The organism is Candidatus Hydrogenedentota bacterium, from assembly GCA_018005585.1.
GTDB lineage: Bacteria > Hydrogenedentota > Hydrogenedentia > Hydrogenedentales > JAGMZX01 > JAGMZX01.
This window is the reverse complement of the sequence record JAGMZX010000029.1, coordinates 28,933-46,572: the sequence shown is the minus strand read 5'-3', so window position 1 is coordinate 46,572 and position 17,640 is coordinate 28,933. Positions and strand designations below refer to the sequence as shown.

The following is a 17,640-nucleotide window of genomic DNA, read 5'->3' as shown; positions in this document are numbered from 1 at the left end:
GGCGCTCCACCACGCGCGCTCCTGTGGCACAGCGATAAGGAGTCACCAAATCGATGAGGATATTATCGTCGTTGCCAGTGTACAGCGCTATGTCATCTCGGCCTGCCTCGGCAACAGCGCGCACGACGTCCAGCGTTTGATAGCGATTGAACGGAGCGATCTTGATGGCCACGACGTTCTCGATCTCCGTGAAGCGCCGCCAGAACGTGTGGGGCAGAACGCGCCCGCCAACGGACGGCTGCAGATAGAACCCCATGACCGGGACCACCTCGGCCACGGCGCGGCAGTGGTCGAGCAAAGCGTCCAAGTCCGCATCGCGCAAGGCGCCCAGGCTGAGCAGACCGGCGTGGTACCCCAGCGAATGCAACAACCCGGCCTCGTGTACGGCCTGGTCCGTCCTTCCGCAGATGCCGCCGATGCGCACCAGCGGCGCCGCGCGGCCCGCATCCGCGCGGTCCATTTCTTCGGCGGCCAGTGCGAGCACGGGCGCAAACAGGCCTATCCTGGGGTCGCGAATGGCAAACTGCGTCGTATGCACGCCGACCGCCAGGCCGGTCGCGCCCGCAGCAATATAGTAGCGGGTCAATGCGCGCTGGCGCCGCTCGTCCAGGCAGCGGTTTCCGCTCAGCGCCAGCGGATGCGCGGGAATCACCCCGCCTTCCGTCAGCGCGCTTTGAATGGCTGTGTCCAAGTGTGGCGGCACGCCCGGCCATCCTCCCGGTAACGGCAAGTATAACGGCGTCTCATTCCTGAGAAAAGCGGCGCGGGCATCAGAACTTGCCGTCGCGCACCTCGAAATGCGTGGGCTTGTTCAGCATGGGCCCGCCGCTGCGCACCCACTCCGCCACCCATTCGATGACGCGCGCAATGGGTGTTTGCGGCGGCCCCAGCAGGGTGTGGCAGCACGATGCGTTGCTGAGCAGCGCGTCAGGCGCGGGCCCGCCGCAGAAACGCGCCGGCCCGCCGAGCAATGATGCGAAACGCAACGCTACGTCGCGCACGGACAGGATTTCCGTTCCCGTGACGTTCAACACCAGCGGAGGCGTGGCGGTCTGGCCCAGCGCCTGCAGGGCATAGGAGTTCGCATCGCCCTGCCAGATCGCGTTGAAGTATCCCATCGTGAGGTCGACAGGTTCTGCCCGGAAGACGCGCGACGCGATATCGAGCAAGACGCCGTAGCGCATCTCGCACGCATAATTGAGGCGGAGAATGGCCATCGGCACGCCAAGCGCCGTGCTGCAATATGTAAGCAGCCGTTCACGGCCCACGCAGCTCATGGCGTATTCGCCTTCGGGCCGCAGCGCGCCGGTCTCGACCGAGCCGCCCCGTTCCAGCGGGCTGAGGCCGTAGACATTTCCCGTGGAGAAGGCCACGATCCGGCTTTTGCGATATCGCTGCGCAACCATTGCGGGTAGCAGGCAATTCGTGGCCCACGTAAGCGGCTCGTTGCACGTCGCGCCGAATTTCATGCCCGCCATGAAAACGACGTTCTCCGCGTCGGGCAAAGAGTCCAGAGCATCTTCATCCAGCAGGTCACAGCGAAGCGTCTCGACGCCATGCCGTTCGAGACGGGTCACTGTCTCCGGCGACGAAAACCGCGCCACACCGGTGACCCGCCGTTTCACGCCCGCGGTGTCCGATGCGCGCCGCGCCATGCGCGCCAGCGACGGGCCCATCTTCCCGCCGGCGCCGAGCACGACGATGTCGCCTTGCAGACGCGCCATAGTCTCAATGACGCCGTCGGTGGGGCGGCTCAGGAGTTCCTCGAGGTGCTCAACGTCTTCGACTCGCTTTGGCCAGCTGTCTCGCGTTTCAACCATCACGGGCAGTCTCCAGTGACATGACTATTCTGCTTTCGCCGCCAATCTCGGACGCAACATATCAAGGAAATCGCGCTCACGACAGCAAACACGACGATGGCGGACGTGTCCACGAGACCGGCGTCGAAGTCCAGGCCGGTGATCTTGTCGAGGAGGAATTTGAGGTACGAACGCGGCATATCGCCCTCGCCCAGTTGCACCCGGACACGCCAGTGCCAGTCCGTGAAGGGACAGTACCCGAAACCATAGCGCAGCCCGAGCACGCCCCAGGAAAAAGCCGTCAGGATGCATGCCGCAAGGTGACACGGGCGTGTCAGCCGCCACAACCATCCGGACAGGACAAACAGGACAAAGACCGTATGGAATACAAAAAAGCCACAATTCAATGCCTCATACATGAGGCCTGTTCCCCGAAAGTTCGGCCGCTGCGACCCGGTTCTTTCATGAGATTATGCATTTTCGAAGCGCAATGCAATAGATGAGCGCATGCTGCGCCGGAGGCCTTGCCCGTGCCCCATCTTGCCTGTACGATATTTGCCAGCCCTTGTAGATGACAACAGGGAGTGCGCTGCGTGCCCGAAACCATGAAGACCTTGCGCAGTTACATCGCGCCCGCCGCGCCCGCGACCCGTGCGCCCTGCACGGGCGCGGAACCGCCCGTGCGTGTCGAATTCGGTTTCACGCCCCGCTGGTTTCGAGCCCGTTGCGGTATCGACTTCTCGGAACGATGGCACCTCGACCCCGTCTATCGCGGGGAAACGCTGGCACGGATGCGCCGCGAACTGCGCCGCGCGTTCCCCGGAATTCCGTTCAGCGGCACCGGCGACGGCGCGCCAGCCATGACCATTGACGGCGTACACGGCGCCACGTTTGTGGCGCGGTTGTTCCGCGTTCCCTGCCGTTACGCCGCCGACAACTGGCCCGCCGCGGAACACGCGTTCCTGACGCCCCGCGAAATCGCATCCCTTCGGCCCGTTTCCCTTGAAGAATCCGAGGCGGGCCGTCAATTGTTCGAGCAAATAGACGTGATTGCCCGCGAATGCGGCGTGGTTTCCGGGTATGTCAACTGGCAGGGGGTGCTGAACACGGCATTCCGCCTTCGCGGCGCGGAAATCTTCAGCGACTTGCTCGCCGACGCGCCGCTGGCACATCATCTTTTCGAAGTCATTGCAGAAACCATGATCCAGGGCATGCGTACGCTCTATGCCCGGCAGCGCGAAAGCGGCTTCCTCGTCGAGCACGCAACCCTCAGCAATTGTGTTGTCAACATGGTCTCTCCTGGGCTGTACGCGGAGCACATCCTGCCCTATGACGCGCGGATTGCGGCGGCTTTTCCGGCTTTCGGCATTCATAACTGCGCGTGGAACGTCGACCCGCACATCGGCCACTACGCCACCATCCCCAATCTCGGCTATGTCGACATGGGGCTGGAGTCCACTTTCCCGCGCATCCGCGCGCTGTGCCCGCATGCGCGCCGTGCCGTGATGTACACGCCTATGGACCTCACCGCAAAGCCGGTCGAGGCGCTCCGGGCCGACCTGGTCCGTATTCGCACGGAACTGAGTCCATGCGATATCGTTATGGCCGATATCGACGAAGGCACGCCCGGCGAACGCGTCCTCGACTTCGCCAGACTTGCCGGGGAGACGCTGTCAATTCCGGTCGAATAGCGGCGTCACCGGCAGGACCGCGAGAGGGCGGGGGAGAACAGCATCATGCAGACACGGCGGCGAAACACAGGTCTTGTTTTCGGCCTCGTCCCGGTGCTGCTTCTGACTCTGGCGCATGCTTCAGCCGCGGAAGAGCTTCAGAGGCGGCTCCTCTTCAATAACGACGGCACAAATCTGCTCTGGCGCGACGATCTGTCCATGGCGATGGTCGAGAAACACGCCGCCGAGTGCCCGGACGCAATCACGACGTACCTGCTTTGTCCGAACGGCATTCAGAAGATGATGTATCCAAGCGCCCATGAGGAACTGGCGACGCGCGGGCGGCTGCCCGAATTGGTTGCCGCCGGAAACGACCCGTTCGGCGCACTGAGGAGCGGAGAGAATACGATACGGATACGGAATTCTGGCGCAGTCTCCATCAGAATCACGTCCCTCGTCCTGGAAGTGACGTATCCTTGAGAGACGGCCCCCTTCTGCACCGGGGCCCGGTCTTCGGCGGACGAGCAGGAACTGGCATTGATCCGACACCGGGCGCGCACACGAGCGGGGATGTAGCGGAGACTGCATCGTAAGCCGGTCTTTCGGTTCCCTGTTCCCGCCCGATTACTCCGTGATCAAGACCGGTGTGCCCTCAGGCACCCGCGTGAAGCACTCGATCACATCGTCGTTCGTCAACCGGACGCAGCCGTGGGAGGCCGGCGTGCCTATCTCCGCCTCACCGTTGGTCCCGTGGATGTATATGCCGCGCGCCGTTGAATCGACGCACACGCCCGCCCCGTTCTTGCCCCGGTTCTTCCCCTCTTCGAGTCCTTCCAGGACCAGAACGCGCGTCAAGACCATGTCGTCTTTTGTTTCCTCGCCCGGTTGCCACGTCCTGTTCGTGGCCTGCCGGCTTTTGAACTCCTGCCCCCAAGGCGCTCCGTCGCCGACCTTCTTTTGCACACGATGCCAGCCCAGCGGCGTTTTCATGCTGCTCAGTTCGGAACCAATTCCAGCGGCCGCGGTCGAGCAGCGCGCCTGCCAGACCGTGCACTGCCCTTCAATCACGTAGAGCATCTGTCGCGCCACGGAAACCCACACCCCGGTCCCGTCACCCACGCGTTCCGCCCAGCCCGCTCCTTCGAGGATGTCGAGGTCGCTGTCCTGCAAGCGTGACGAGGCTTGCAATGCCGTGTTTTTCACCGTAATTGCGGCTCCTTCTGGTTCCGTGGTCTCGATGGCCACACCCGCCGGACCCGTGATAGTATAGCCCGTCACCGGCGTGTATTGCACAGTGATCCGGCCCGCCGGATGCGGCACGGTCAGCTGCGCGGCCGGCAAATCCGGAATGCGCGGTGGCGCGAAACGTATTGTACTCCAACCGGGCGCGCCCGGACTCAGGCCGAAGACGTTCTCAACAATCAAATATATCGGACTGCTGCTCCACGGATGACACCAGCTGGTATTCCATTTCTGGTCGGGGCCCCACGCCTCCATGCAAGCCGTGGCGCCATTCCGCAGCATCTCTAGCCACGAGCGTTCATCGCCGGACGTGATCAGGGCGTACCCCAGGTCCGGGGCGTTATTCTTGAAACACGCTTCTATTACATAGGCTGCGATATAGACACCGCAGCTCAGCCGCTTCTGGCGGATCAGGTTGAGCATTGCCTCGGGATTCGCGCCCGCCGTCAAACCAAACGCGAGGGGAATGGCATTCGCGTGCAGCGAACTATGCTTGGAACCCGGCGCGTCCACGTAGAGGCCCGTGGCCGGGTCGGCCAGCCTTTGCGCAAATGCCTGCGCCACGCGCGCCGCCTTCGCTTCGTACGGCGCCGCGTCGCGGCCAGTTTCCCGTGCGAGCCGCGCCGCTGTGTTCAATGCACCGTAATAGAAGGCATTTAGAACCGTATTTGCTCTGTGTTCCGCATATTCATAGTCGTAATCGTCACGGAGGTTCTTGGGCCAATCCACCAGAACCCATTTCTCTTTCATGCGCGAAAGCAGCCCGCTTTCATCTTCATATCCGGCAAAATAGCCGAACAGGCCTGGAAAGGCCCGATCCACCATGAGCGTCAGGAACTCCCGGTCGCCACTGCGCAGAAAGTGCTGCTCCAGCAACAACGGCCATTGCAGCGAATACTCGGCGATTTCCTGCATGAAACTCCCGGGCGCGACCGCCATCATGCCTGGGCAAATGCGTTGCGAATAATGGAAATCGAGGAGAAATTTGCCGGTCAGCGACAGGTCGCCCGTCAGCCACATCTGCGAACGCGCGGCAATCACGCCGTCGCCGAGGTACTGACCCTTCTCGCGGCTGGGGCAGTCCAAGAACCCGCCCTGCGAACCCATCTCGACGCCGTTCTTGCACAAGTTCCAGATCTGTTCGAGCACATGACCGCCCGCGTCGAGGGTCGCCGCCGCGGCGTCGAAGCGATGATGCCGCACCTCGACCCAGACCTCCGGCGGAACCGGGGCATTGAGAATCTCCAGGTACCGGAACGCCTTGTAGTCGTAGAATTCAATAACGTCCTCGCCGCCGGAAAGGACAGGAAACTCTTCATAGACGCACTTCGCGCGCATCTCATAACGGACGGTCTCGGGCGCGCTGAGTTCTTCTCCATGGCGCACCGCAATTACATGCCCCGCCGGGCCGCGCACCCGGATGCGCGTGTGCCCCACAATCTCGCGCCCGAAGTCGTAGAAATAATGACCGGCCCCGGTCTCCTTTTCTACAGCGGCCGTGACCTTTGTAACCTGGAGCGGGGGTGTTACCTGCCGCACGAAAACATGGTCTTGGGCCCCGGTCATGGGCGTGGCCCAGCCGCTATCGTTGAATCCCGCCGCCTGCCAGCCGACGGGCATGCGCCGCATGTCGATGTCTTCCGCGAACTGCGTGTCATAGCCGATAGCGCGTTCGCCGGGAAACGCCTCCAGCCTGAGGCAGCGCCACGACGGCTCCGTTACAAACCGTTCCTCGCGGCCGTCCGGATAGCGCACCGCGAGCGCAAGCAGAAATCCGGACCTGTTGTCGGCGCTGCACCACACGCGATTGAGGAGGCCTTGATAAAACACATGCGCGCCCACACAGTTGACACCGGCGTCGAAAAAGCCTGTAACATCGACAAGGCAATAAGGATATGCGAAGGGATAACCCGGTTCGGGCCCCTGAACCACGAATTGCCCGTTTATATAGAGTTTCGCATAGTCGTCCGCCGAAAAGGCAATCGTGGCGCGTTCAGGACGTTCCTTCAGAACGACCTCTTTGCGGAAGAGCGTATGCACATTCCGGGGACCGCGCAATTTCGGCCCGTCCGCGTCTTCCTTGTGGAACAGGTCGATGATTTCCACGCCCGCGAACACCGGGTCGCGCAACCATGCCGCGCCGTCGATCGCATCGCCCGCCGCGAGCCCGCTCAAGACCGTCAACGTCAACAACATTCCGTTGCACGCACCCTGCATGAAGGATTCCTTTCCCAAATTCGCGCAATATTAGCAGGCAAGCGGCCGCGTTGCGACCTTTCGTCGCGGGCCCCTTGGGCGCAGCCTGTTTTTGAACAAAATAGGCTTCTTCTGGTAGACTTTTGGCAATGAGCGGTGTTATGCATTCGGGGCGGACGCAGTGTCCGCCCCGTCTGGTCTAGGCCGGGCGGGCCGCACAACACGCGCGATAAGGAAACCCCAGATGTCGATTCGAGTGGAGATTTTTGACACTACGCTGCGGGACGGCGAACAGTCGCCCGGCATGAGCATGCATGAACACGAGAAAATCCGCATGGCGCGGCAACTCGAACGCTTGGGCGTCGACACCATCGAGGCGGGATTCCCTATCGCGTCGGCGCAGGAGTTCGAGGGCGTCCGCAAGGTGGCGTCGGAAATCAAGGCATGCCGTGTCGCCGCGCTGGCCCGCGCGCTGCCGCAGGATATCGAGCGCGCCGCGCAGGCCCTGGAACCCGCGGAAAAACCCACGCTGCACACCTTCATCGCGTCGTCCGACATCCACCTGAAACACAAACTGCGCATGACTCGCGAGCAAGTCCTTGAAGCAACTCACGAAGCCGTGTCGCTGGCGAAGAAGCTCGTGCCACCGCGCGTCGAATTCTCCGCGGAGGACGCAACGCGTTCGGATTGGGATTTCCTCGTCGCACTGACCAGGGCGGCCATCGAGGCGGGCGCGGACGTGATCAATCTGCCGGACACGGTGGGCTACACAACGCCCGGCGAGATCAAGGAGATGTTCGAGTACGTCATTGGAAAAACCAAGGACGTGCCCCGTGCGGGTCAGGTCATCTTCTCGTCGCACAACCACAACGACCTGGGGCTGGCGGTGGCGAACGCGCTGGCGGCTGTCGCGGGCGGGGCGCGGCAGGTCGAATGCACCGTCAGTGGAATTGGCGAGCGCGCGGGCAATACCTCGCTCGAAGAATTCGTGATGTCCTCTCACGTGCGCCACGACACCTATCCGTTCGAATGCGGAATCGTCACGCCGGAAATCGTGCCGTCGAGTACCCTGCTCAGCAAGATCACCGGCATGGCCATCCCGTACAACAAGCCGATAGTCGGGCGCAACGCGTTCGCCCACGAATCGGGCATTCATCAACACGGCGTGATTGCGAACGCACGCACCTACGAGATCATGACGCCCGCAACGGTCGGCCTGCACCAGAGCCAACTCGTGCTTGGCAAGCATTCCGGGCGCGCCGGGCTGGCCAAGCGCTGCGAAGAACTCGGTTACGCATTAAACGCCAATGACTTGCAGAAACTCTACGAGAAATTCATTGCGCTTACCGAGAAGAAGAAAGAGATCTACGACGAAGACCTTGTTATGCTGATTGTATCCACCTATGATCAAGCCTTCCAGGTCTTCCAGTTGGATCAGGTGCGCACGTCCGGCGGCGACCCTGCATTGGCCTATGTCAAGATGGTGAAAGGGAACAAGCCGCTGGCCGAAACCGCAACCGGCGACGGCTCAGTCGACGCGGCGTTCCGCGCAGTCGAGAAACTGATGAAAGTCGCCGGCCGGCTCGAACAATTCGAGATTCGCGCCACCACGCCCGGCAAGGATGCCCTCGGCGAAGCCTACGTCACCGTCAATTTCGGGGGCAAGGACTTCCGGGGCAAAGGCGTCGATACGGATATTGTTGTGGCCGCGGTCAAGGCCTATGCGGACGCGGCCAACATGTACCTCGCGCGCAAAGGCGTACTCGAACAGGGCGCGACGGCGAGTTGAGCCATCTGCCAGTTCGGCGAGTTATCGTTTTTCTGCAGTTCAAGTTGCTTCGGACAGCGCACTTACGCTAGAATCACCGGTATTAACATAAGTGACGAAACACCGATGCTCGGGGTGGTGTGGCAAGTGTGTTGCAGCCCCGGTTTTTTGTGTGGATCGGCATAGGGAGATGCAACTGTGAAAAAGGGTATTCACCCCGAATACGTAGAAACGACCGTGCGGTGCGCCTGCGGCAACACCTTTAAGACACGTTCCACGAAAAAGGCCATCAACGTGGAAATCTGCTCGGCGTGCCACCCCTTCTACACGGGCAAGCAGAAGTTCGTGGACAGCGAAGGCCGCGTGGAACGGTTCCAGAAGAAGTATGCCGGCACCAAGTGACGTTCCCGTCCCATGGACACCATCACGCGGGATAAACTCCTCGCGGTCGCGGCGGAGTACGACCGCCTGACTCAAAGCATGGCCACGCCTGAAGTGGCCGTGAATCCGGAGTCTTACCGCCGCCTCGCCAAGGCCCAGGCGCAGATCAGCGAACTTGTACGGTGTTTCCGCCGCTTCGATGCGGAAGAAAGGCGTCTGGAAGAGGCGGAGCGACTGCTGCGCGAGGAGAAAGACGAGGAACTCCGTCAACTGGCCGAGGAAGAAAAGGAACTGCTCACTGCGTCCGTGGCGGGTCTCGAACAACAGATCAAACTGCTGCTAGTCCCGCAGGATCCCAACGACGACAAGAATACAATCCTTGAAATCCGGGCGGGTACCGGCGGGGAAGAAGCGGGCCTGTTTGTGGGCGATCTGTTCCGCATGTATTCGCGCTACGCGGAATCCAGGGGCTGGAAAGTGGAAACCATCAGCGCCAGCCCCACGGAATTGGGCGGTTACAAGGAAATCTGCTTCCAGATCACCGGCGACAAGGTCTACAGTCAGATGAAGTGGGAGGGAGGCGTACACCGCGTGCAGCGCGTGCCCCAGACCGAGGCGCAAGGGCGTATTCACACTTCCGCCGTCACGGTGGCCGTTCTCCCGGAAGCGGAGGAAGTGGACGTCGTCATCAATCCCGAAGAGGTCCACTTCGACGTCTACCGTTCCTCAGGCCCCGGCGGCCAGAGCGTCAACACGACTGATTCCGCCGTGCGGCTCACCCACAAGCCCACTGGCATCGTCATCACAATCCAGGACGAGAAATCGCAGCACAAGAACAAGGCGAAGGCGCTCAAGGTGCTGCGCTCGCGGCTGTTGGCCCTCAAAGAAGAGGAAGAGGCCGCGGCCCGTTCAGAGACACGCCGCAGCCAGGTGCGCAGCGGCGACCGCAGCGAGAAAGTCCGCACGTACAATTTTCCGCAGAACCGGGTCACGGACCACCGCATCAACTTCACGCAACACAATCTCGACCGCGTCATCGAGGGCGAACTTCAAACCATCATTAATGCTCTCGTCGCGGCGGACCGTGCAGCCAAACTCGCCGCGCCGGTATGAGTCCTGCTGGCCCACAACGGGTTTCGGACCTTCTGGGAAACGCCGCGCGACGCCTTGCCCCGGTGACGGAGACTCCGCGACTTGACGCTGAAATCTTGCTTGCGCACGCGCTCGGGATGCGTCGCGCCCAAGTGCTCGCGCGCTCGAGAGACCTCGTCGACCCGAAGGGTTTTGAATCCTGTGTCGCGCGCCGCATGAACGCGGAACCCATTGCGTACATCACCGGCGAATGGGAGTTCTTCTCGTTGCCGTTTTCTGTTCAGCCGCCCGTGCTCGTGCCGCGCCCCGAGACCGAACACCTGGTTGAAACCGCCCTGCACTATCTCGGCAACAAGACCGCCGACGCACTCGACCTCTGCACGGGCACCGGCTGCGTGGCTATCGCGGTCGCGCACCATGCGCCGCGCTGCCGCGTGGTCGCGACAGATATCGCCCCCTACGCGGTGCAAGTTGCGGAGGCAAACGCCAGACGAAACGGCGTAGCGCTGCAGACCCGCCAAGGCGACCTGTTCGAGGCCCTGCAACCTGGCGACGGTCCCTTTGACGTTATCGTAGCGAACCCACCCTATGTCGAGTCGGCCGATTGGCCGCTCCTGCCGCCGGTCATCCGCTTGCACGAAGACCCGCGCGCCGTGCTTGGCGGCCCGGACGGACTTGATATTACCCGCCGCATCGTGTCGGGCGCGCCCGGTCGCCTCAAGCCGGGCGGCCTGCTCGCCTTCGAGGTCGGCGAGCGTCAACGCGACACGGCCGCCGCGCTGCTCGAACAGGCCGGGTTCCGGGCAGTCGGATTCATAAATGACCTGGCGGGCATCCCGCGCGTGGCGCGCGGGATGATGCCGTGACCGGGCTGTCGACAGAGCGGCGCGCGCTTATGTTAGACTTGACTGTCACGAGGACATAAGCAATCGACCATGAGCCAGACGCCATACTCTACCGCGGTACGCAGCATGCCCGAGGAGGACCGCCCCCGGGAGCGCCTCGCGCGCCTCGGTGCGGAGGCGCTGCGCGACGCGGAGCTGATCGCCGTCCTGTTCCGCACCGGCACGCGCGAAGCGGGCGCCGTAGCCCTCGCGGAACGCGTCCTGGCCGATCTTGGAGACCTGCGCAACCTGAGCAACGCCTCGTTGGAGGTCATTCAAAGGGTCAAAGGCGTTGGCAGGGTCAAGGCCATTGAACTCAAGGCGGCGCTTGAATTGGGCAAGCGCCTCGCCGCCTACCAGCGGCCCGCCGTCAAGCGTATCCGGTCCGCGCAAGACGTGGCCGACCTGTTGATGCTGGAGTTCAAGGATTGTGAGACGGAACAGTTCAAGAGCGTGCTACTCAACAGGAAGAACGATGTGCTCAAGGTGGCGGACATATCGCGGGGCGGTCTCGACAGCACCAGCGCCGGACCACGCGAGGTGTTCCGGCAGGCCGTGCGCGAGAACGCCGCCGCCATCATTGTCTGCCACAACCATCCGAGCGGCGAACCCGAGCCCAGCGGCACGGACATCGAGTTGACCCGGTTATTGTGCGAGGCGGGCGCCAAGCTTGGCATTGACGTCCTTGACCATGTCGTGTTTGGCGACGGAAGATACGTGAGCATGAAAGAAAGGCGGTTGATGTGAACAGACCTTTCAGTGGCTGGCGGGAGGGCGCGCGTTTTTACGCGCCTTTGCTTGCGGCGGGTGCCGTGCTGACCGCCGTATTCTGGCCCGCCGGCCTCCAGTGGATAGGCGCGCTGGTCCTCGCTGCCGGTCTTGCCGTTGTGCTCTTCTTCCGCGATTTTCCGCGCACGGTCACGGCCAAAAATGACGAGATCGTCGCGCCCGCGGACGGCGTCGTGGTGGCCATTGATGAACTGCCGGAATCCCCCCATTACGCAGGCCCGTGCAAGCGTGTCGCCATTTTTCTTTCCTTGTTCAACGTGCATGTGAACCGGGCGCCATACAACGGCGTGGTCCGCGAGACGCGTTACACGCCCGGCAAGTTTCACCTCGCCATGAAGCCGGCGGCCGGTGATGCAAACGAGGCGAACGCGGTCTACCTCGATACCCCGGCGGGGCCGATGACCGTGCGGCAGATATCCGGCGCTGTCGCACGCCGCATCGTGTGTCCTGTAACGCCGGGCACGCCGCTCCGCACGGGCGAGAAGTTCGGCATGATCCGGTTTGGCTCGCGAACGGAACTGTATTTGCCGCCTGAAACGCGGATTTGTGTTAAGCTTAGGGCTGAGGTCCGGGCAGGCCTTACGATAGTGGCTCGCACACGATGAAAAACCTCCGGAAAAAGAGCAAACGCAAACTGCGGATACGCCGTCGGCCCATCAACGTGCTGGCGAGCGCAATGACGACGTTCAGCCTCTACCTGGGCACCGCCAGCATCTTTGCGAGCATCGGCAATGAATATGAACGTGCCGCTTATCTGATTCTCACGGCCATCATTTTCGACATGCTCGACGGCACCGTGGCGCGCCTCACCCGAAGTGTCTCCGAATTCGGGAAGCAACTGGACAGCCTGTGCGATCTCGTCTCGTTCGGCGTGGCCCCCGCCGTGCTTGTGTTTGCCGTCTACCTGCAACACGCGCCGAAGGAAGGTTCTTTCGTGGGGAAGACCGGCGCATTTGTGGCGATTATCTACGTTATCTGCGCTGCGTTGCGGCTGGCCCGGTTCAACGTCTACCAGGCCGACCGGCGCGAATCGTTCGTGGGGCTGCCGTCGCCCGCCGCGGGCGCTACCGTAGCCGCCTTCGTGCTCTTCCTGCGGTTTTTCGGGTTCATCAAATCGAATTTCGACTACTACGCCGTCGGCGCGCTCACGCTCCTGATGGCCTGGCTCATGGTCAGCACGGTCCGGTACCCCAAGGACAAGATGAAGTCCTTCATCCTGGCACCGCGCCACGCCTTCATGGCCCTCGGCATCATCGCCTACGCAATGGCGATTATCCATTACGCTATCACGATATCGCCCGCCATCGTGCTCTTCCCCGTTGCCGCCACCTACGTGCTCTTCGGAATGTGCGACACCGCCTACACCTATGTGACCGGTCAAGATCAAGAGAACGAGCCCGAAGCCACGCAGCCCGCGGCCACGGCCGCGGCGCCTGTTCGCGCACGCCCGGCACCCGGCAACGTCGACACCGGGCAGCACAGTCCCATCTGAGACTTGCGCGTCATTTGGCCTCTTGGTCTGCCGCGCCTCTTCTGTCCTTGGAACGTTGCGGTCTCCCCGTTCTTGCATCCCGGCTGATCCCGCAGTAAGATCTAAGTGGAGTGTAACTCATGCGCGGAAGCCTATTTATTGGAGTGGCAGGCTTCCTGGTAGCGATTCGCGCCGGCGCCGACGTCGTAGCGCTAAACGAACAGGAAACGCTGTCCGGAAACGTGGTCCGTATTGTCGAGGGGACCCTTGTTTTCCGCACGTCCCTGGCCGGGCAACTGATGGTACCCATGGACACGCTGCAAGGCCTGACCACAGACGCCAATCTGGTCATTACGCTGACGAACGGCGAGGTAATCTACGGCAAGTTCAGAAGGTCCCCGGAAGAACAGCAGGTCGTGCCGATTAACGGCGGCGCGGCCACCCCGCTGGCCCTTGCGGATGTCGTGGAGGCATTGCCCATTCCCTCGACTCCGGAAACGCCGCCCGGTTCCGCGCCAGATGCCGTCACACAGGTCGGCGTCGAGACCGCTTTGCAGTGGCGCGACACATCGCGCACAAGCACGGACCTCGTTGGACGTGTCGACCTTCAACGAGAAACGGAGGGGCAGAGCCTCAGCGGGCATGTACTCGTCGGACGCGACGATTCCGGCTACTTCCCGAGTCTCGCCGAAGGCTCCCTGGAATGGTGGCGCGGCGGTGCGGCCGGTATGGGGCCGTTTGTGCGCGGGGATGCCGAGCGTGACACGAGCGCCGGGCTCGGCCTGCGCGCCCAGTTGACCTTGGGCATACAGGACATGCTCTGGGGCAATGGCGGGGACTCGTTGCATGGCTTTGCCGGGCTGGGCGCAGCCTATGAGGATTGGGATGGCAGCGCGCTCGAAGACCAGGGGCAAATGCGGTTTCCACGGCGGGACGAGAAGAATTCCGAGAAGGAACTCAACGCAGCGCTCCGGCTGCGTTACTCCCGCGCAATCTTCAAGACCGGCGCTTTTGACAGCGACATCGCCGTCTATCCCAGCGCGACAGATATCGGCGATTTCCGGGCGCGGTCCGAGACTTCGTTGGTGTTTCCCCTTACGGAGCGGTTGAAGCTTCGCCTCAACTTGCGGCTGGACTATGATAACGACCCGGGGCTCACCGGTTTGGACGAATGGGGCACTTCCGTAGGCGCGGGTTTCCGATGGGACTTCTGACGCCGCCTCTCCGGCGCGCCGCATCCCGCATAACGGCCGATGCTTCGGTGTTCCCTTTGTATTGTTCCCAATCGTTAAGTCATAAGCAGTTGGAGACCGCCATCTGATGTCACGCTTGCTGCAAATTACCGCCCGTCCCGTCGAGTTGCTGCTCGGAGCTTTCTTCGTGTTTACCGCGCTGTTAAAGGTCCAGCACCCTGCGCTGTTCGCCGTGCAAATACACGAATACCACGTTCTCGAGAACAAGGCTTTGCTCGGGCCGGCCGCACTGTTCTTCATCACGCTCGAAATCGCCCTTGGCGCGGCTATGCTCGTTGGCTTGCGTCCGCGCACGCTGGTATTGGCCGTGGTGCAACTCGTGCTGCTCGCTTTTACCGGCTTGATCCTGTATGCGTGGGCCTTTCACGGGCTCAAGGACTGCGGCTGTATGGGTGAACTCCGCATGAGCCCCGGCGTCTCAACGGCAAAGAATCTCGGATTAATGGCTTGCACCGCCTGGGCGTGGCTGGGATTCCGGCGTCAGGATAGCGGGCCCGCTGCCGCGTTCCAGGCACTGGATGCGGGCGTCGCCACGCTGCTTGTGGCAGCAGCGGCTCTTGGCACGTCTTATCTGGAACTCTATGCGGGAATGCCCGGCGTCAAGCCGCCGCGGGAGCAGGCGCAAGGTCAGGGAGCGGACCCCGTGGAAACCGCGTCCCCTGCACGGCCATTTGCCCAATTTGAGTTCGAAGACGAGACAGGACAGCAGTACCATCTCGGACGCGGCACGTATCTGGTGGCCCTATTGAGCGCCACCTGCGAACATTGCATGGCCAGCGTGCCCACGCTGAACGAATACACGTTGCGCCCCGACGTGCTGCCCCCGCTGCTGGGCCTCTGTTACGAGCCGGAACCGGGTACGGTCGATGAGTTTCGCATCACAACCGGCGCCCTGTTCCCTACGTTCAGTCTCGGCAACGACTTCCTTACCTTTGTTACCTACATCGACCGCGAACCGCCACGGCTCTCGTTCGTCCGCAATGGCGTCGCCGTCCGATCGTGGGACGGCACGATGCCTGACGCAGCCGATCTCATCGCCTGGGTGGAACAAGAGAAAGCTGGTGCAGGCGCGCAAACCACTGAGGCACCTGCTTTTGATTAGACTGTGATTCTCCTGTTATCATCGTTTTCTTGGCCAGGTCTTTCGCGGCTTGGCCTGGTTCTCGGGGTATGACGGCGCCGGAGCCGGTGGGTTCCGGCTGGCACGTCCCAGCAACCAAGAACGAGAGGCATGCGGCCGTGTCGGTTATTATTGAGACTTTCAACTTGAGCAAGACCTACGAAGGGGCCTTCGGCAGCCAGGATGTGGCCGCCCTCAAGGACCTGAACCTGGCCGTCCACAGCGGGGAAATCTACGGCTATCTTGGCCCAAACGGCTCCGGCAAGACGACCACCATCAAGCTGTTGCTCGGCCTGATTTTTCCCACGTCAGGCCAGATCAAGATTCTCGGCACGGAGGCAATCACTTCCCGCAAAGTCCGCCAGAACATTGGCTATCTGCCTGAGGGCGCATATTATCCCGATTTCCTGAAAGGTGAGGAAATCCTGCGGTTTTACGGCCAACTCTACGGCCTCGGCGGCAAGGACCTCGAAAAACGCATTGACGCCGTCATGGAAACGGTTGGCATGACTTACGCGCGCAAGCGTCTTCTGCGTGGCTACTCGAAGGGCATGCGACAGCGTATCGGCCTCGCGCAGGCCCTCATCAGCGACCCGCAGATTCTGATCCTGGACGAACCGACCACCGGCCTGGACCCGATTGCACGCAAGGAAATCCGGGACATTCTGGCTCGCCTGCGCGACGAGGGCAAGACGCTGCTCATCAGCAGTCACGAACTGCTCGAAGTGGAACTCATCAGCGACCGCATCGGCATCCTGAGCGGTGGCGTGCTCCAGACCCAGGGACCGATTCACGAACTGCTGACGGACCGCGAGGTGACTATCCTCGTCTCGGGTGGCGAGCAGGGCGTGAAAATGCTGGAGAATGCGGGCTTTACGGTGGAAGACAAGGTGGCAGACCGCGTCAAGCTGCGCGTGCCCGATGAGGCCCATCTCTATGAGGCCCTGGACCGGTGCAAGGCAGCGGGTCTGCGCCTGCTCAGCGTCGCGCCGCGGCGGGAAACGCTCGAAGAGCTCTTTGTCCGCGTTGTGGGCGCGGCGGAAGCGGCCATAAGGAAGGCAACGGTATGAACGGCGTAGCAAGAACTTCAGCAGGCGGGCTCCTTGCCTCGCTGCGCGGACCCTGGACCATCGCCAGGTATACCTACCGCGAAGGTATTCGCAAGAAGACCCTTGTCGGCTTTCTTATCCTGAGCTTGCTTGTCATCTTCGGGTCGAGCTTTATGGGCGCGTTCCTGAACCCGACGACTGTGGGCGACGTGGAAAAAGACCCCTCACTAAAGCTGGTCAAGGACATCTGCGTCACTTCCATATCGATTTTCGGCGTACTCATAACCATTTTCGTCTCCGCATCGGCGGTGCCGACCGAGTTGGAAAACCGTGTGGTCTACACGATCCTCTCCAAGCCCGTGCGCAGGTTCCAGTATCTGCTGGGCAAGTTCGTGGGCGTACAACTTATTGTGCTGATTAATCTGGGCCTCATGGGCGCCTTGTTCTTCATGCTCTTATATTTCCGCCAGGGCGTCATGCCCACGCTGCTCCTCTGGTCCATTTTTTTCACGTACTTCGAGTTCCTCATCGTATCCGCGTTCACGTTCGCCATTTCGTGCACGTCCACATCCGCCGTGCTGCCCACCATCGGCGGCCTGTTCGTCTGGATCACCGGAAGCCTGACGGAATACCTGAAGGACGTGGGGGTGCGCTCCGGCTGGAAGGGCTGGGCCGGGTTCGAAGGCCTCCGCGACCTCTACGACGCATTTTCCATCGAAAAATTGGTGGGCGGACTTGCTGAAAGCCTGTACCGCGTCTTGCCCAACCTGCAGGAATACGACCTGAAAATGCAGATACTGGACAAGCCGCCGAACGACCCGCCGACCATCGACCTCATACCGCAACTCATTATGTACGGTCTGGTTTATGCCGCATCGGGTTTCTTGTTGGCCTATCTCTTCTACCGCCGCAAGGAAATCTGAAGT

The 17,640-nt window shown here is 61.8% G+C and carries 17 protein-coding genes; 13 read left to right on the top strand and 4 right to left on the bottom strand.

From position 1 onward, the window contains the following. The 3 genes from KA184_07155 to KA184_07145 form a co-directional block, all read right to left on the bottom strand. Window positions 1-703, bottom strand: a 703-nt coding sequence (locus tag KA184_07155; GenBank protein MBP8129346.1) for a dihydrodipicolinate synthase family protein, incomplete at its 3' end; no start/stop codon positions are given. 67 nt (window positions 704-770) lie between these two features. Next, window positions 771-1,820: an NAD-dependent epimerase/dehydratase family protein gene (locus tag KA184_07150; GenBank protein ID MBP8129345.1), complete on the bottom strand. Its 1,050-nt coding sequence runs from the start codon at window positions 1,818-1,820 to the stop codon at window positions 771-773. Then, window positions 1,820-2,218 carry a DUF2784 domain-containing protein gene (locus tag KA184_07145; protein ID MBP8129344.1) on the bottom strand — a complete coding sequence of 133 codons (399 nt, stop codon included), beginning with the start codon at window positions 2,216-2,218 and terminating at the stop codon, window positions 1,820-1,822. The genes KA184_07150 and KA184_07145 overlap by 1 nt, the downstream gene beginning before the upstream one ends. 174 nt (window positions 2,219-2,392) lie before the next feature. Between KA184_07145 and KA184_07140 the strand changes: the two genes are divergently transcribed. Further along, complete coding sequence (locus KA184_07140) at window positions 2,393-3,490, top strand: hypothetical protein (GenBank protein MBP8129343.1); 1,098 nt, start codon at window positions 2,393-2,395, stop codon at window positions 3,488-3,490. A gap of 45 nt (window positions 3,491-3,535) precedes the next feature. Then, entirely contained in the window at window positions 3,536-3,949 is a 414-nt protein-coding gene (locus tag KA184_07135) for a hypothetical protein (GenBank protein MBP8129342.1), read from the top strand. Between the two features lie 144 nt (window positions 3,950-4,093). Here KA184_07135 and KA184_07130 read toward each other — a convergent pair whose 3' ends face one another. Then, complete coding sequence (locus KA184_07130; GenBank protein MBP8129341.1) at window positions 4,094-6,928, bottom strand: family 78 glycoside hydrolase catalytic domain; 2,835 nt, start codon at window positions 6,926-6,928, stop codon at window positions 4,094-4,096. 223 nt (window positions 6,929-7,151) lie between these two features. Between KA184_07130 and KA184_07125 the strand changes: the two genes are divergently transcribed. From KA184_07125 to KA184_07075, 11 genes are all read left to right on the top strand, one after another. Continuing rightward, window positions 7,152-8,696, top strand: a complete 1,545-nt coding sequence (locus tag KA184_07125; protein MBP8129340.1) for a 2-isopropylmalate synthase — start codon at window positions 7,152-7,154, stop codon at window positions 8,694-8,696. Window positions 8,697-8,873: 177 nt separating this feature from the next. Continuing rightward, on the top strand, window positions 8,874-9,077 hold the full coding sequence (gene rpmE / locus KA184_07120; protein MBP8129339.1) for a 50S ribosomal protein L31: 204 nt from the start codon (window positions 8,874-8,876) through the stop codon (window positions 9,075-9,077). 12 nt (window positions 9,078-9,089) lie between these two features. Further along, window positions 9,090-10,169, top strand: a complete 1,080-nt coding sequence (gene prfA / locus KA184_07115) for a peptide chain release factor 1 (GenBank protein MBP8129338.1) — start codon at window positions 9,090-9,092, stop codon at window positions 10,167-10,169. Window positions 10,170-10,231: 62 nt separating this feature from the next. Continuing rightward, entirely contained in the window at window positions 10,232-11,014 is a 783-nt protein-coding gene (prmC, locus tag KA184_07110) for a peptide chain release factor N(5)-glutamine methyltransferase (GenBank protein MBP8129337.1), read from the top strand. Between the two features lie 69 nt (window positions 11,015-11,083). Next, the gene (radC, locus tag KA184_07105) at window positions 11,084-11,779 is read left to right on the top strand and encodes a DNA repair protein RadC (GenBank protein ID MBP8129336.1); all 696 of its coding nucleotides are present in this window, start codon (window positions 11,084-11,086) and stop codon (window positions 11,777-11,779) included. Continuing rightward, window positions 11,776-12,426: a phosphatidylserine decarboxylase family protein gene (locus KA184_07100; GenBank protein MBP8129335.1), complete on the top strand. Its 651-nt coding sequence runs from the start codon at window positions 11,776-11,778 to the stop codon at window positions 12,424-12,426. Before radC ends, KA184_07100 begins: the two co-directional genes overlap by 4 nt. After that, the gene (gene pssA / locus KA184_07095) at window positions 12,423-13,313 is read left to right on the top strand and encodes a CDP-diacylglycerol--serine O-phosphatidyltransferase (protein ID MBP8129334.1); all 891 of its coding nucleotides are present in this window, start codon (window positions 12,423-12,425) and stop codon (window positions 13,311-13,313) included. Before KA184_07100 ends, pssA begins: the two co-directional genes overlap by 4 nt. Window positions 13,314-13,432: 119 nt before the next feature. Next, entirely contained in the window at window positions 13,433-14,506 is a 1,074-nt protein-coding gene (locus tag KA184_07090; GenBank protein MBP8129333.1) for a DUF481 domain-containing protein, read from the top strand. Window positions 14,507-14,612: 106 nt separating this feature from the next. Further along, complete coding sequence (locus KA184_07085; GenBank protein MBP8129332.1) at window positions 14,613-15,647, top strand: hypothetical protein; 1,035 nt, start codon at window positions 14,613-14,615, stop codon at window positions 15,645-15,647. Between the two features lie 68 nt (window positions 15,648-15,715). After that, entirely contained in the window at window positions 15,716-16,735 is a 1,020-nt protein-coding gene (locus KA184_07080; protein MBP8129331.1) for an ABC transporter ATP-binding protein, read from the top strand. Further along, complete coding sequence (locus KA184_07075; protein ID MBP8129330.1) at window positions 16,732-17,637, top strand: ABC transporter permease; 906 nt, start codon at window positions 16,732-16,734, stop codon at window positions 17,635-17,637. Before KA184_07080 ends, KA184_07075 begins: the two co-directional genes overlap by 4 nt. Window positions 17,638-17,640 lie beyond the last annotated feature (3 nt).

Coding starts and splice junctions, on each gene's coding strand:
- pssA (MBP8129334.1), top strand. CDS start 12,423: ATGAAAAACCTCCGGAAAAAGAGCAAACGCAAACTGCGGATACGCCGT.
- KA184_07135 (MBP8129342.1), top strand. CDS start 3,536: ATGCAGACACGGCGGCGAAACACAGGTCTTGTTTTCGGCCTCGTCCCG.
- KA184_07090 (MBP8129333.1), top strand. CDS start 13,433: ATGCGCGGAAGCCTATTTATTGGAGTGGCAGGCTTCCTGGTAGCGATT.
- KA184_07130 (MBP8129341.1), bottom strand. CDS start 6,928: ATGCAGGGTGCGTGCAACGGAATGTTGTTGACGTTGACGGTCTTGAGC.
- KA184_07145 (MBP8129344.1), bottom strand. CDS start 2,218: ATGTATGAGGCATTGAATTGTGGCTTTTTTGTATTCCATACGGTCTTT.
- KA184_07085 (MBP8129332.1), top strand. CDS start 14,613: ATGTCACGCTTGCTGCAAATTACCGCCCGTCCCGTCGAGTTGCTGCTC.
- radC (MBP8129336.1), top strand. CDS start 11,084: ATGAGCCAGACGCCATACTCTACCGCGGTACGCAGCATGCCCGAGGAG.
- KA184_07125 (MBP8129340.1), top strand. CDS start 7,152: ATGTCGATTCGAGTGGAGATTTTTGACACTACGCTGCGGGACGGCGAA.
- KA184_07075 (MBP8129330.1), top strand. CDS start 16,732: ATGAACGGCGTAGCAAGAACTTCAGCAGGCGGGCTCCTTGCCTCGCTG.
- KA184_07150 (MBP8129345.1), bottom strand. CDS start 1,820: ATGGTTGAAACGCGAGACAGCTGGCCAAAGCGAGTCGAAGACGTTGAG.
- prfA (MBP8129338.1), top strand. CDS start 9,090: ATGGACACCATCACGCGGGATAAACTCCTCGCGGTCGCGGCGGAGTAC.
- KA184_07080 (MBP8129331.1), top strand. CDS start 15,716: ATGACGGCGCCGGAGCCGGTGGGTTCCGGCTGGCACGTCCCAGCAACC.